Source organism: Gammaproteobacteria bacterium (assembly GCA_024235095.1).
Taxonomy (GTDB): Bacteria; Pseudomonadota; Gammaproteobacteria; order Competibacterales; family Competibacteraceae; genus UBA2383.
On the sequence record JACKNC010000002.1, the window covers coordinates 783252 to 796400 of the forward strand.

The 13149-nt window shown below is 56.8% G+C and carries 10 protein-coding genes; 4 read left to right on the forward strand and 6 right to left on the reverse strand.

What is annotated here, in order from left to right; all coding sequences use genetic code 11:
- Nucleotides 1-35: 35 nt before the first annotated feature.
- Nucleotides 36-3005 (forward strand): PAS domain S-box protein, encoded by a 2970-nt coding sequence (locus tag H6973_16760; GenBank protein MCP5127229.1) that lies wholly within the window; start codon nucleotides 36-38, stop codon nucleotides 3003-3005.
- An 81-nt stretch (nucleotides 3006-3086) separates the two neighbouring features.
- On the opposite strand, the gene cpdA is transcribed toward H6973_16760, so the two are convergent.
- The 3 genes from cpdA to H6973_16775 are packed head-to-tail and all read right to left on the reverse strand — an operon-like array spanning nucleotide 3087 to nucleotide 5750.
- On the reverse strand, nucleotides 3087-3854 hold the full coding sequence (gene cpdA / locus H6973_16765; protein ID MCP5127230.1) for a 3',5'-cyclic-AMP phosphodiesterase: 768 nt from the start codon (nucleotides 3852-3854) through the stop codon (nucleotides 3087-3089).
- Between the two features lie 33 nt (nucleotides 3855-3887).
- The gene (argA, locus tag H6973_16770) at nucleotides 3888-5195 is read right to left on the reverse strand and encodes an amino-acid N-acetyltransferase (GenBank protein ID MCP5127231.1); all 1308 of its coding nucleotides are present in this window, start codon (nucleotides 5193-5195) and stop codon (nucleotides 3888-3890) included.
- Between the two features lie 6 nt (nucleotides 5196-5201).
- The gene (locus tag H6973_16775; protein MCP5127232.1) at nucleotides 5202-5750 is read right to left on the reverse strand and encodes a hypothetical protein; all 549 of its coding nucleotides are present in this window, start codon (nucleotides 5748-5750) and stop codon (nucleotides 5202-5204) included.
- Between the two features lie 65 nt (nucleotides 5751-5815).
- On the opposite strand from H6973_16775, the gene H6973_16780 reads away from it, so the two are divergent.
- Nucleotides 5816-6145, forward strand: a complete 330-nt coding sequence (locus H6973_16780) for a hypothetical protein (GenBank protein ID MCP5127233.1) — start codon at nucleotides 5816-5818, stop codon at nucleotides 6143-6145.
- Nucleotides 6146-6237: 92 nt separating this feature from the next.
- Entirely contained in the window at nucleotides 6238-7353 is a 1116-nt protein-coding gene (locus tag H6973_16785; protein MCP5127234.1) for a hypothetical protein, read from the forward strand.
- On the opposite strand, the gene H6973_16790 is transcribed toward H6973_16785, so the two are convergent.
- Together H6973_16790 and H6973_16795 are read right to left on the reverse strand one after the other, a co-directional pair.
- A complete protein-coding gene (locus H6973_16790) occupies nucleotides 7302-8003 on the reverse strand; it encodes a hypothetical protein (protein MCP5127235.1) in 702 nt (233 codons plus the stop codon). The two genes, H6973_16785 and H6973_16790, sit on opposite strands and share 52 nt — an antisense overlap.
- A gap of 286 nt (nucleotides 8004-8289) precedes the next feature.
- On the reverse strand, nucleotides 8290-10698 hold the full coding sequence (locus H6973_16795) for a penicillin acylase family protein (GenBank protein MCP5127236.1): 2409 nt from the start codon (nucleotides 10696-10698) through the stop codon (nucleotides 8290-8292).
- A gap of 105 nt (nucleotides 10699-10803) precedes the next feature.
- On the opposite strand from H6973_16795, the gene H6973_16800 reads away from it, so the two are divergent.
- A complete protein-coding gene (locus H6973_16800; protein ID MCP5127237.1) occupies nucleotides 10804-11133 on the forward strand; it encodes a high-potential iron-sulfur protein in 330 nt (109 codons plus the stop codon).
- 56 nt (nucleotides 11134-11189) lie between these two features.
- Here the strand turns inward: H6973_16800 and parE are convergent, their stop codons facing one another.
- A complete protein-coding gene (gene parE / locus H6973_16805; protein ID MCP5127238.1) occupies nucleotides 11190-13076 on the reverse strand; it encodes a DNA topoisomerase IV subunit B in 1887 nt (628 codons plus the stop codon).
- Nucleotides 13077-13149 lie beyond the last annotated feature (73 nt).

Below are 13149 nucleotides of genomic sequence, written 5' to 3' on the forward strand. Positions count from 1 at the left end.
ACTCCCACGTATTACAATCCCCCTTAAGCCAAGTGTTGGAGGCCGCTGATATTGGCGTCTGGGAGTATGATCATGTCAGCGACCGCATGTTTTGGAGTCCCTGGCTGTACACCTTGCTGGGCTACGACATCGAGCAAGCGCCGTCCAGTCTGGCTGCCTGGCTTGGTCTGATCCACCGCGATGACTTGCCTGGGGTGCAGGCGCGCATTGCGGCAACGCTGGCGCCGGAAAATTCGTTGTGCGAGGTCGAATATCGCTTGCGCGCCGCGGATGGCCAATGGCGCTGGTTCCACGCACGGGGCCGGGTTATGCGACGGGATGCAAACGGCCGACCGCTGCTTACCGCTGGCATTCAACTGGATATCTCCGAACGCAAACACACGGAGCTACTGCTGCAAACGCAGCATGAATTTTCTGCAATTCTCGCCCAAAGACCCACCCGGGAGAGGTTGCTCAAGGCGATTCTGGAAAGCGCCTTGAGCTTGCCGGAATTGGATGGTGGGGGACTCTATTGGCGCGAGCCGGACAACAGCTATCGGTTAGTGGTCCGGCAGGGATTGTCTCCGGTCTTTTTTGCGAAAGTTGAGCATCTGGCTGCCGATTCGCGCCAGGCAGCCATTATCCGCGAAGGCCAGCTACATTGCAGTTGTATGACTGAACAGGCGTATTGCATCGATTCCGCGCTGATTCGAGAACCGGCGTTGATTGAAGAAGGCCTCCAGTCACTAGTCGTGCTACCGATCCATGTCAGGAACAACCCGATGGCCTGTCTTAATCTGGCCAGCAAACAGATTGGAGCGGTCGGGTCGCTAACGGTGACCGCGCTGCAAACGCTGGCCTGCCAGTTCACGCAGGCCCTAGGATGTGTGCTCGCCCAGGAAGAAGCCTTCCGGCAGCAGCAAAACCTGGCGGAACTCTTTAACGCGATTAACGATTATCTCTTCGTTCTCGATCTGGAGGGCCGCATCCTGCACTACAATCTGGCGGTGGCAAAAGGGCTGGGCTACGGCAATACGCTGTTCGACCAACCGATTAGCGCTGTTCATCCGCCTGAAGTCCACAATGAAGTCGGCCAGATCATCGCCGAGATACTGGCCGGAACCCGCGCAACGTGCCCACTGCCGCTGCTGAAAGCTGATGGCGAACGCGTGCTGGTGGATACCCGAGTGGTGAGAGGACGCTGGAACAGCCAACCAGTAATCATTGGGGTATCGCGCGACATCAGCATCGAACAAGCGGCCCGGATGGCGTTGGAAAACGAGGCCGAATGGCGTCGCGCGCTGATCGAAAATTCCCGTGACGGGATCGCCATTTTCAACGAAGACCACCAGATTATTGAAGTTAACCGAAGTTTTGCCGAGATGCTGGGCTACGCGCCGGAAGAGATGATCGGCCTGTATTCCTGGAATATAGACGCCGATATGACCGAAGCGGACATCCGCGCCGCGTTCGCCGATCCTCTTGCTATTGACGCTACTTTCGAAGCCCGCCATCGTCGCAAGGACGGTACGCTTTACGATGCTGAAGTCAGCGTCCGAGGCGCCCGCATCGGCGGGCGCAAGGTCTTTGTCACCATCACGCGCGACATCAGCGAGAAAAAACGTGCTGAAGCCAGCTTGCGGCGCAGTGAGGAACAATATCGGGCCGTTATTGAAACTTCGGCAGATGGATTCTGGATGGTGGACTCACAAGGCCGCCTGCTGGAAGTCAACGAAGCGTATGCGCGTCTGTCCGGTTATAGTCGCGATGAATTGCGATCCATGTCGATCATGGCTCTGGAGGCGCACGAGAATCCGGAGGAGATCCGCGCCCATATCGACAAGGTGCGTCGTGAAGGCAGTGGCCTGTTTGAGACCTGGCATCGGGCGAAAAGTGGCCGGGTTTGGCGCGCTGAAGTCAATACTAGCTACTGGCCAAGCGCTGGCGAACGGTTTTTTGTCTTCATCCGCGACGTCGATCATCGGCAACGCTCGGAAACGTTGCTAAAAATCCGCATGCGCCTGTCGCAAGCCGCGCTGACCAGCACTTTGGAGGACCTGATGAGGGCGGCCCTGGACGAAGCGGAGCACCTGACCGGCAGCACAATCGGTTTCTTTCATTTTGTCGAACCGGATCAGCGACACCTGACCTTGCAAGCCTGGTCCAGCCGGACACTGGAGAATTGCAGCCGCCCGGCGAACGACAAGGGTCAACGCTACCCTATCCATCAGGCCAGCGTCTGGATCGATTGTGTGCAGCAACGCCAACCGGTGCTTCATAATGACGAAGCGCGTTTGACAGCGCTGTACGGCTTGCCCATCGGCCACGTCGTCATCCGGCGTGAATTATTGTTGCCTGTCCTAGGCAATGATCGAGTGGCTGCGATTATCGGCGTGGGGAACAAACCCGAGGATTACACGGCTGACGATGTCGAAGCGATGCAGCAACTAACTGATCTAGTGATGGACATCATTGAGCGCAAGCGCACTCAGGACCAGATGAACTACCTTGCGTATCACGATGCGCTCACTGGTTTACCGAATCGGATTCTGCTAGCGGACCGCTTACGGCAAGCCATGGTGCAGGCGCGGCGGAACCAGCGGCGCTTAGCGGTCTGCTATCTGGATCTGGACGGCTTCAAACCAGTTAACGATACCTATGGCCACGATCAGGGCGATCAGCTCCTCATTCAAGTCGCCCAACGTTTGACGGCATGCATCCGGGCCGGAGATACGGTCGCCCGCTTGGGTGGGGATGAGTTTGTGGTCTTGCTGGGCGATCTGGCCACGATTGAGGAAGGAGAGCGCGCCATTGACCGGATGCTGACCACTTTGCAAGCGCCGTTTGACCTCGCCGAGGGCGCGGCGCGGCTCAGCGCCAGCATCGGCGTCACCCTCTACCCGGAAGATGGCGCGGATGCCGATGCCCTCCTGCGCCATGCTGATCATGCAATGTACCTGGCCAAGCAAGCCGGTGGGCATCGCTATCTCATGCCCGATCTTGATGAGCATAATCTTGCTCGCTGATGGCCCTGCATCACGGTGCGCGGACCGATCACTTATCAGAGCTACAATCTGTACCACTTTGGTCTGGTCGCGGCGATGATTTCACCCCACCCGCTCTACCCCAGTACGCAGCACACCGTCTGGGTATAACTCGAACCAGCGATAACCCGGCGGCAGGTCGTCCACTTGCGGTTCCGGGACGCGCGGTTTGAATTGAACGCAGGTTGCGGGCGTCGCCAGCAGGTGAACACCGTTCCGGCGGGCGCTGAATTCGGCGTGAATGTGTCCCCAGACGACCGCGCGGACCTGGGAATAACGATCCAGCACGCTGAATAACGCCGCATGGTTGCTTACCATCATCGTATCCAGCCAAGGCGTTTGGCTAGACACGGGGTTATGGTGTAAACAAACGACGGTGTGCCTGTCCGTATCCGTTACCAGCAGCGTGTCCAGCAAGGCCAGTTCGCTATAAGCCAGATGACCATCGGGCGTGCCGGGAAAACTCGAATCCAGCAGCACGAATTGCCAGTGGTCGGTCACGACGTGACGCTTGCGCCGCACCCATCCATTGCGCAGCATCCAGCTCATGGTGGCGGGAAAATCATGATTGCCCGGCAGACAATAGACCGGCAACTCCAGCAATTCCAGTCGCTGGCGCACTCGTTCGTAGGCTTCGGGTTCATCTCCGACCAGGTCACCGGTGACGAGCATTAAATCCACAGCAGGATAATTTTCCTGAATATGCGCTAACACCGTATTCAGGCCGGCGTCCACATCTATGCCCCAAGTCCGACTACCAGGCTGGGCTTTCAGATGAAGATCGGTGATTTGGATCACTCGCAAGGGAGTGGGAGACGCGACGGTCGACATAAATGATTCCTCAGGGATGAACCCACATAAAGCTTACAGGGATTTTATGAATATCTTGGAACGGCGTTGCCAGTTATAGAGTTCCTGCTTGCCCATCGGCAGGTCGCCCACTTCGGCCGGCTCGAAACCACGCTCCCGAAACCAGTGGGCGGTGCGGGTGGTAAGTACAAACAGCCGCTGTAATCCCTGGGTCTGAGCTTGACGTTCAATAAAGCTGAGCAGCGCATCGGCGCGACCTCGATTGCGGTAGTGGGGATGCATCGCAACACACGCCAGCTCACCTAATCGCTCAACGGGAAATGGATAAAGCGCGGCGCAACCGATGATGGCGCCATCCCGCTCCAACAGAACGAAACGCTCGATTTCCATTTCCAACCGCTCCCGCGATCGCCGCACCAGCGTTCCATCGTCTTCCAGCGGTTGAATCAGCTCCAATAGCCCACCCACATCATCAATGGTCGCCGTCCGCAACCCTTCATAGGTATCGGCGGCGATCAGCGCGCCTACGCCATCGCGGGTGAACAATTCTAGCAACAGCGCGCTATCGACTCGCCGGCTGAGCAGGTGAACGCGACGCACGCCGGTCTGACCGGCGCGCAAAGCCAGACGCAATAGACGGGCGGCTTCCTCGGGCAAGGCGGGATGCTCGGCGAGCAACTGTCCGGCTTCGTCGAGATTCAGTTGCCGAATCGGCTGACCAGCGGTATCGCATAATTCCGGCCCCTCCGTCAGCACCAGCAATTTGTCGGCTTGTAGTGCAATCGCGGCGGCAGCGGCCACATCCTCGGCGCTGAGATTGAAAATTTCCCCGGTCGGCGAGTAGCCCATCGGCGATAACAGGACAATAGCGTCCTGATCCAGCCACAGCCGAATGGCGCGGTCATCAATCCGCCGCACTTCGCCGGTGAAGCCGTAGTCCACGCCGTCGCGCACCCCCAGCGGCCGGGCGGTGATCAAATTGCCGGATACGACTCGCAGGTGCGCGCCGTGCATCGGCGAATTGGCTAACCCCATCGACAAGCGGGCTTCAATGCGCAACCTTAGCCGGCCGACCGCCTGCTTGACGTAGCGCAGGTCATCCGCCTCAGTGACCCGCAATTCATTGACATAACGCCATTCCCGTCCCGCTTCGCGCAGCCGTGCCTCGATTTGATGCCGTGCGCCATGCACCAGCGCCAGGCGAATGCCCAGACTATGTAACAGAGCCAGGTCGTGAATCAGGCTGGAAAAATGCTCGGCCTCTACCGCTTCGCCGCCGAACAAAACGACGAAGGTTTTGCCGCGATGGGCGTTGATATAAGGTCCGGCCTGGCGGAACCACTGGACGAAGGAATCGATCACTCTCGTTCAACCTTTCATTTTCGCTGCGGGTGGCAACAGTATCAGTTTTCCGGTCAATCCCGGCTCCTGCGCCAGCATCTCCCGCACCGGCTTTAAATCCGGCAGGTTCAGGGCCTGGCAAAGCGCCTCATCGATGGCCTGGCGAACCGGATCGATATTCAGTTTGGCCAGCGCCTGTAATTCACGGTCGCACAGCGCATCATAAGCCGCCGCTAGACGCGCCGCTTGCGCATCGCTCAAGGCGCGCACGTCCAAAACCGGCATCGTGGCCCAGGCCGGTTTTTTCACCTGCATCCAGGCTCCTTGCGTCACTACGCGATTTCCGAAAAGCGCCAGCAAAGCTAGGCTGCCATTCAGCCAGAGCAGCAGCGCCTTGCGACGTTCCGGTTCCAAATCGGTCTTAAACGCCCACCAAGTGTTGCCAATGACCGGTTGACTGAGATCAACGGCTAACAGTCGGTGGGTATTAGCGCGCAATCGCCAAGCTAATAGCAAATCCGAGGCGGTTTCCCAAACTTTTTGGTCCTGTAAATTTTCCTGTGATAGACAAACCATAGGGTATACTGATATCTAACTTTTTGCTTTTTCAAGAACTCTTTTGGAGCCGGCCTATTAGGGCATTGATTGATTTTGAAAAAGGGCGAAATCCATGGAAGGCTGCCGATCGGGCGGCGGCTGAGGATGCGTCCAGAAATTCTGTAAAAAACCACGCCTCCTCTTTGATCTGGAGAAGCGCCATGCCGACCGTTGAATTGATTCTTCGTGATGATGAAGGTCGTATTATTGATCATCGATCCACACGAACATATTCTTTGGATTGGAGAAATCAAAGCTTGCATTGTATTGAAGGTGCAGTTGAAGAATTTAAGAAAAATGCACTACCGGATCTTCAGGCTGATTTGTTAGAAGCGGCTCAAAACATCTTTATTCAGGATAAAAAAAAGACTTGATTTGCAATGGGACAACACCCATCAAGATTAAGACGCTTCATGGACCTTTTGAATTTAGACTTCAGCGATTTATTGATCGAGAATACCCTAGTTTGCCTCATCGAACCTACTTTGATTTGACGGATCAATTTCAGGAAGATTATGTGAGTGATCGGTTAAAAGAATTCTCCGCTTATTATAGCAATCGCTTAAGCTATATCGATGTATCCGATTTAATAGAGAGGGTCACCGGGTTCCGACAACTCAGTGACCAAAAAATCCACCATGTGGTGGTTGAAAAGGCGCAAGCGCTCAGTCAAGCGTGCGTCGCGCAAGTGGAAGAAACCTTATCGAAGACGAGTGGTTCTGTCATCAACATTGACCCTGATGTTGATATTTACGACCCAGAAAGTCGGGAAATTCTGATTTTCGAAGATGCCATTCAAGTCCGTGGTCAGAAAGAAAATCGTATAAGAAAACAATCAGTTATAAAGGAAGAAGTGCCAGAGAAATCCGCACCGAAGAAGACGTCTGCCGTATCGAGTGACGTCATTCTCTTTGAAAATAAAGACGGCGATCTTGAATACCTGACCGCACCGATTGATCGACAGGGGAAAGCGATCATTCCGGTTGCTGATATTCTGAAAAGCCGGGTGATTGAAGATTATGGGAAAGAAGAAAAGCCATTGCCGATTATCGCGATTACAGATGGCGCAAAAATCATTCGTGAGCATCTTTGGGCGGTATTTGGTATCACCGTGCTGATTATCCTGGATTGGTACCATCTTGGTAAAAAAATTCGTGATTTAATGAGTATGATTGCCTTGAATAAGGATGAGAAGAATCAGCATCTAAAGTTTATGTTCTATCACCTCTGGCGTGGTGATGTTGTCACGGTTTTGAATTACTTAGTCGAGCAGGTGCAACCCAAAAATGCAGAAAAGCATCTTGAACTGATCAATTATCTTGAAAAACATCAGCATGAAATTATCGATTATCGAAGTCGTCAGATTGCAGGCAAACCCATCGGAAGTGGTTCTATCGAGAAAGGCTGTGATCAAGTTATCGGACGTCGTCAGAAGAAAAAAGGGATGAGTTGGCGTCCTGCAGGAAGTCGAAGTTTAGGCATTTTAAAGGTGATCGAACTCAATAATGAATGGGATTCTGTCTGGTTTCCTCAAGAAGCCGCGAATGATCCGTCAAACTTGCGGTTAGTTTCAAACGCATAGAGCATCACAGGAAAATTTACAGGAGGATTTTTCTTGGCCCGGGCCACGATCACCAAATACGGTTGCTTCAAGGCGATGGAATAAACGGATTGGGCCAAGCGAAAGACCCCCGCGATCGAGAAAAAGGCATCCAAGACTAAAAATGCGGGGCCATCCTGATCGATGGTCAACGTCAGGGCCATCTGCACCACCCGCTCGGGCAGGCTCGGGTCCGCGCCCCTTTGGGGTGAAGTCGGTTCCACCTGACCTAAATGGCAAAAGCCTTGATGCATGCGCAGGGCTAAAGGCAAACAAAAACAAGCATCGAGTGCGCCAACCACCACCCCGATCGCGCCCCAGCAGTGCCCGCGGAAGTACGATGGCTTGTGCTGGGTTTCTGAAGCGTCATGTAACGACACGACGCCTGGCATACGCCCCCCATCCTTGACCACCAGCGTATGATCACCCAACAAGACAGCCCGCCCGGCCACCTGGACGGCGACGGCCTGACGCCACACATAACCCTGCCACGTCGCCAACAGGGTCTCTAGATCATAAGCTTTGGAGCGACAGAAATGCAGAAACCGGTGATAGACCGCTTCATTCCCCTGCCAGAACCGGCACATTGACGTCACCCCGATCATTTCCGGGGCGGCGAGAAAGCTCAACACCACCGCGCAGAACAGCAGCCAACTGCGCTGCCGCGCAAAGGCGCTGCGAAAACTTTCTCAAGCATGGTATACATAAATCAGCATGGATTCTCCTCGGGCGACCGGGTTGTTCAGGCGCGGACCGCTGAGGGGAATTCATGCTGCTCTTGAGGAGCGGCCGTCAAGGCTTTTCAGGGAGAGAACTTATGACTGATGAGTCCAGTAAGATAAAGAGTAAGATCATAGGAAGGCTCCGGATTTCGGCCTGACGGCCTGCATCCAGGCTACGGATTTTTCATACAGCCTCTCAGGGTTTAAGAATCAGCCGATGCTGCGCCGGTCCCGGCTCCAGCGGCGTCGGAAGACCTTTAACCCAGGCATCATGTCCCGCCCGATAATAAGGCGATAGGGGATGGCCGCTCTGCCCGCCGGGCGTATGCAGAAGAGCGGACGCTTCATGGCCGGGGGCCACGACCAGCCGTTCCGATGCGCCATTGGTCAGGGTTTGTATCCGGGGCATGTAAAGATCGCCCGGTAGCGGTTGCACCGGCAGATCGAGCCAGCTGCTTAACCAAGGGAGCACTCGACTGAACGGATGTTGGATATGCACCTGGTTTTGATCGCCCCAGGTATGGGCGGCCAAAGGGCGGCCATCCGCGGTCAAGGCCGCCAGCGTCGCATCCGCCGCTTCCAGCAACAACGCTGACCAATCGGGATAACGGCGATCAAGCAAATACTGCGGTTGCCGGGAAACCAGTTGCCACAGCGGCCCTTCATGCTGACGGAACGCGCCATAATCGAAAAAAGGATCGGCTTGCAAACAGGGTGCGATCAGCGGCGCAAACGCGCGTTGACGAACCTCCAGACGGAAAGTCCGCACGGCGCGATAGCCAACCGAATCCACGGTCGCCCGGTCTCCCCAGTCCATCACGAATTTTCGTAACTCTCTGCGTCGTGGATCAGCGCGCAACTGCTCCGGCGCCAGAGTCGTCAGCAGCAATTTGCGCCAGCGCTCCAGAAACCGGGCGCGATCATCGAGTTGCAGGGCTAGGAAATCTGCTTCGCTGAAACGCTCTCCGGCTAGTAATGCGTCGCGGATTTGCCGGGCGCGCGCGCCAAGGGCGTAACCGCCATCCCCGAGAAGCTTCAACTCGTTCTGATCCACCACCCGATTGTTCGCCGTCCACAGTCGCCCATTGGGCGGATCAATGACATGCGGGTACTCGGAGGGATCGAGCCAGCCGGACCAGCCGCGCTGACCCTCCGCCCAGGAAGACGGCAGGCGTCCGTCATGGCCAAAGCGGCGTGGAAACGGTCCGGCAAGAGTCCAGGCGATGCGCCCATCGGCGCTGGCCAACAACAGATTTTGAGTGGGAATACCGGCCTGGTGGGCGATATCCAGCGCTGCTTCCAGGGTTTCAGTTTGTTCCAGCGCCATTAGGCGCAGATTAACCGCGCGTGGATCGTGCGCCACCCAGCGCAGTGCGCGTCGCCGGTTGCGGTGATCGCGATCCAGCACCGGCCCCCAGATCGTTTCCAGAATCTCCAGCGTCTCATCCGGCGCATTCCGCACCGCCAAAGTCTCCTGGAAGTGTTCGAAAGATCGCGGTCCGTCCGGGGTTTGGTAATGGTCATCGTCATCGCCCGGCTCCAGCAACACCAGATCGGCCTCGTCGCCTTCGCTATTGGTGTAACCCCAGGCGAGGCGTCCGTTGCTTCCCACGACCATCGCCGGAGCGCCGGGCAGGGTAATCCCGGAGATGCGCCGTTCGCCGCCCTTTGCATCGGGATAAACCCATGTTGCCCGGTACCAAATATTGGGTAACCGCAGTGGGAGATGCATATCGTTAGCCAGCAGTGCGCCGCCGTGTTCGGTCAGATCGCCAGCCACCGCCCAGTTGTTGCTGCCCAACGGCGCATCAGTCTCGGAAGCGGCAGGCGAAAAGCGTAAAGCATAAGACGATGAAAGAGCAGGCGCATGTTGGGTGCTGAAGATGTCCGGACCCGGCGGCGGTAATGCGGCAAAGGGTTCGCCTTGCAAGGGCGCATCCCATCCGCCGCCCACCGGATCGAGAAATTCAGCGAGCGCCGGCGGTAACCGGTCGTGCAACAATCCCCGCGCTGATTCGCGTCGCCATTGCTCGCTTTGCAGGTCCAGATACATGGCGTACACCGCCAGCAGTGTGTCTTCGGGTTGCCAGGACTTAGGCTTAACCCGCAACAATAGATATTCGAAGGGTGATTGGAGGAGGTCCGCCAGACCCGCGTTAACGCCGTCGGCATAGGCGGCGATCAGCGCCTGTTCTTCGGCAGGCAGAGTCGCCAGCGTTTGCCGGGCGCGTTGTCGGAAGCGATGCAAGCGATGAACGCGATCCACCTCCAGCGCCATCGGGCCGAACCATTCCGCCAGTTCGCCAGCCGCCGAGCGTCGTAACAAATCCATCTGGAAAAAGCGCTCCTGAGCGTGCAGGAACCCGGTCGCGCGCGCAACATCCCGCCGATTATTTCCTTGAATCGTGGGAATGCCCAACGCGTCGCGTTCGATGGTCACCGCGGCCTCCAATCCAGGCAATGTCGCGGTTCCTTCCAGGCGCGGCAGGCTACCGCGCAGCAAAATGAGCAGAATGATCACAGCGCCGATCAACAGCGCTAAAAGACCGCCGCCGATCCACAGGATCGGGCGTCGCCAGCGAACCTGGTTAAACATCATTGTCATTGCTTAATCTCAAGCAGTTTGCCCGTGACGCATGGTATGATTCTATCGCTCGCATTAATTGATCATGCGAGGATTATGGTAATAACAATTTTCGAGGAAACCGCTATGGATCATCATGCCCCTGATAACAGTCGCCGTCGTTTCATCAAGCTGACCGCCATCGGCCTGGCTGCCGCGCCATTCGCCAGCACCCTGTTGAGTGGAACCGCCCACGCCGCAGAGATGGTCAGCGAGAGCGATCCCCAAGCGTCGGCGCTGGGCTATGTGGCCGATGCCGCCAAATCTGACAAACGGACGGATACAGCGGCAGCTTGCCATAGTTGTGGCCTGTACACTGGCAAAGAGGGTGAGGAAAGCGGCCCCTGTGCGATTTTCCAGGGCAAGCTGGTCAACGCTAACGGCTGGTGCACCGCCTGGGTGAAGAAAGCAGGCTGAGTGTAACCTGTGTACACCTCTCTCCCCCTGTCAAAGGGGAAGAGGGGACTGAATGCTTACACTTCCGCCAGATTGCCTTTCTCCTCCAACCAGTTCTTGCGATCCCCCGCGCGCTTCTTTGCCAGCAGCATATCCATCAATTTCAGGGTGTCGTCGCCGGTCTCCAGCGTCAACTGCACCAGTCGGCGCGTCGTCGGGTCCATCGTCGTTTCCCGCAATTGCAGGGGATTCATTTCACCCAGTCCTTTGAAACGAGTGACATTGATCTTGCCTTTCTTTTTCTCGGCAGCGATCCGATCGAGAATGCCCTGTTTCTCCGCCTCGTCCAGCGCGTAAAATATGTCCTTGCCGACATCGACGCGAAACAGCGGCGGCATGGCGACATGAACATGTCCGGTCTCCACCAGCGGTCGGAAGTGACGCACGAAAAGCGCGCATAACAGAGTAGCGATATGCAAACCATCGGAATCGGCGTCAGCGAGAATACAAATTTTGCCATAGCGCAACCCAGTTAACGCTTCGGAACCGGGATCGACGCCGATGGCCACCGCGATGTCATGTACTTCCTGCGAGGCCATGACCTCGGCGGAATCGACCTCCCAGGTGTTAAGAATCTTGCCGCGCAAGGGCATCACCGCCTGAAATTCCCGATTACGCGCCTGCTTGGTGGAGCCGCCAGCGGAATCGCCTTCCACCAGAAACAGTTCGGTGCGCGCCAGGTCCTGGGCGGTGCAATCCGCCAGTTTGCCGGGCAGCGCCGGGCCGCTGGTCACCTGTTTCCGCACGACCTTGCGGCTGGCCCGCAAGCGTTTCTGGGCATTCGCCAGCGCAAGTTGAGCAATGCGCTCGCCGGTTTCCGGATGCTGGTTTAGCCACAGGCTCAGCGCGTCCTTGACGACCCCACCGACGAATACCGCACATTCCCGCGACGACAACCGCTCCTTGGTCTGGCCGGAGAATTGCGGGTCCTGCATCTTGACCGAGAGGACATAGCAGCAACCTTCCCAAACATCCTCTGGCGCAATGCGCAACCCGCGCGGCAACAGGTTGCGGAACTCGCAGAACTCCCTGACTGCATCAGTTAGGCCGCCACGCAAGCCATTGACATGCGTCCCACCCAACGGCGTGGGGATCAGATTCACATAACTTTCCGCCACCGGTTCGCCACCCTCCGGCAACCAAGTCAAGGCCCAGTCTACCGCTTCGCGCTCACTGCTAATATGACCGACAAAGGGGGGATCGGGCAGTAGCGCCGTTTTGCCCAGCGCTTCCCGCAGATAGTCGGTCAGACCGTCCTGATAATGCCAGAGAACCTGTTCACCGGTGGCTTCATCATTGAACTTGACCTTCAATCCTGGACACAGCACCGCCTTGGCGCGCAGGACATGCTGCAAGCGCGGTACGGAAAACTTTGGCGAGTCAAAATAGCGCAGATCGGGCCAAAAGCGCACATGGGTTCCGGTGACCCGGCGCGGCGCGAGGCCGATTTCCGTTAGTTCCGACACTTTGTCGCCACCGGCGAAAACCATCTGGTATTCCCTGCCGTTGCGTTTGACCCGGACTTCCAGACGGCTGGATAGGGCATTCACTACCGATACCCCAACCCCGTGCAGACCGCCGGAAAACTGGTAACTGCGATCGGAGAATTTACCGCCGGCATGCAGTCGGGTCAGGATTAATTCGACGCCGGGGATACCCTCTTCCGGGTGAATATCCACCGGCATCCCCCGTCCGTCGTCCTCAACCGCCAGCGAGCCATCGGCGTATAGCGTGACCGTGATCGTCCCGGCATGACCGGCGATGGCTTCATCCACGCTGTTGTCGATGACTTCCTGGGCCAAGTGATTAGGGCGAGTCGTGTCGGTGTACATCCCTGGTCGCTTGCGGACCGGGTCCAGACCACTGAGAACTTCAATCGCGGAGGCGTCATAGGAAGCGTTCATGCAGTACAAGCAGTATTTAGGCAAGGTTAAGAGCTATCGCCCGAAAGCCGGGCGATGCGCATTATACGCAAGA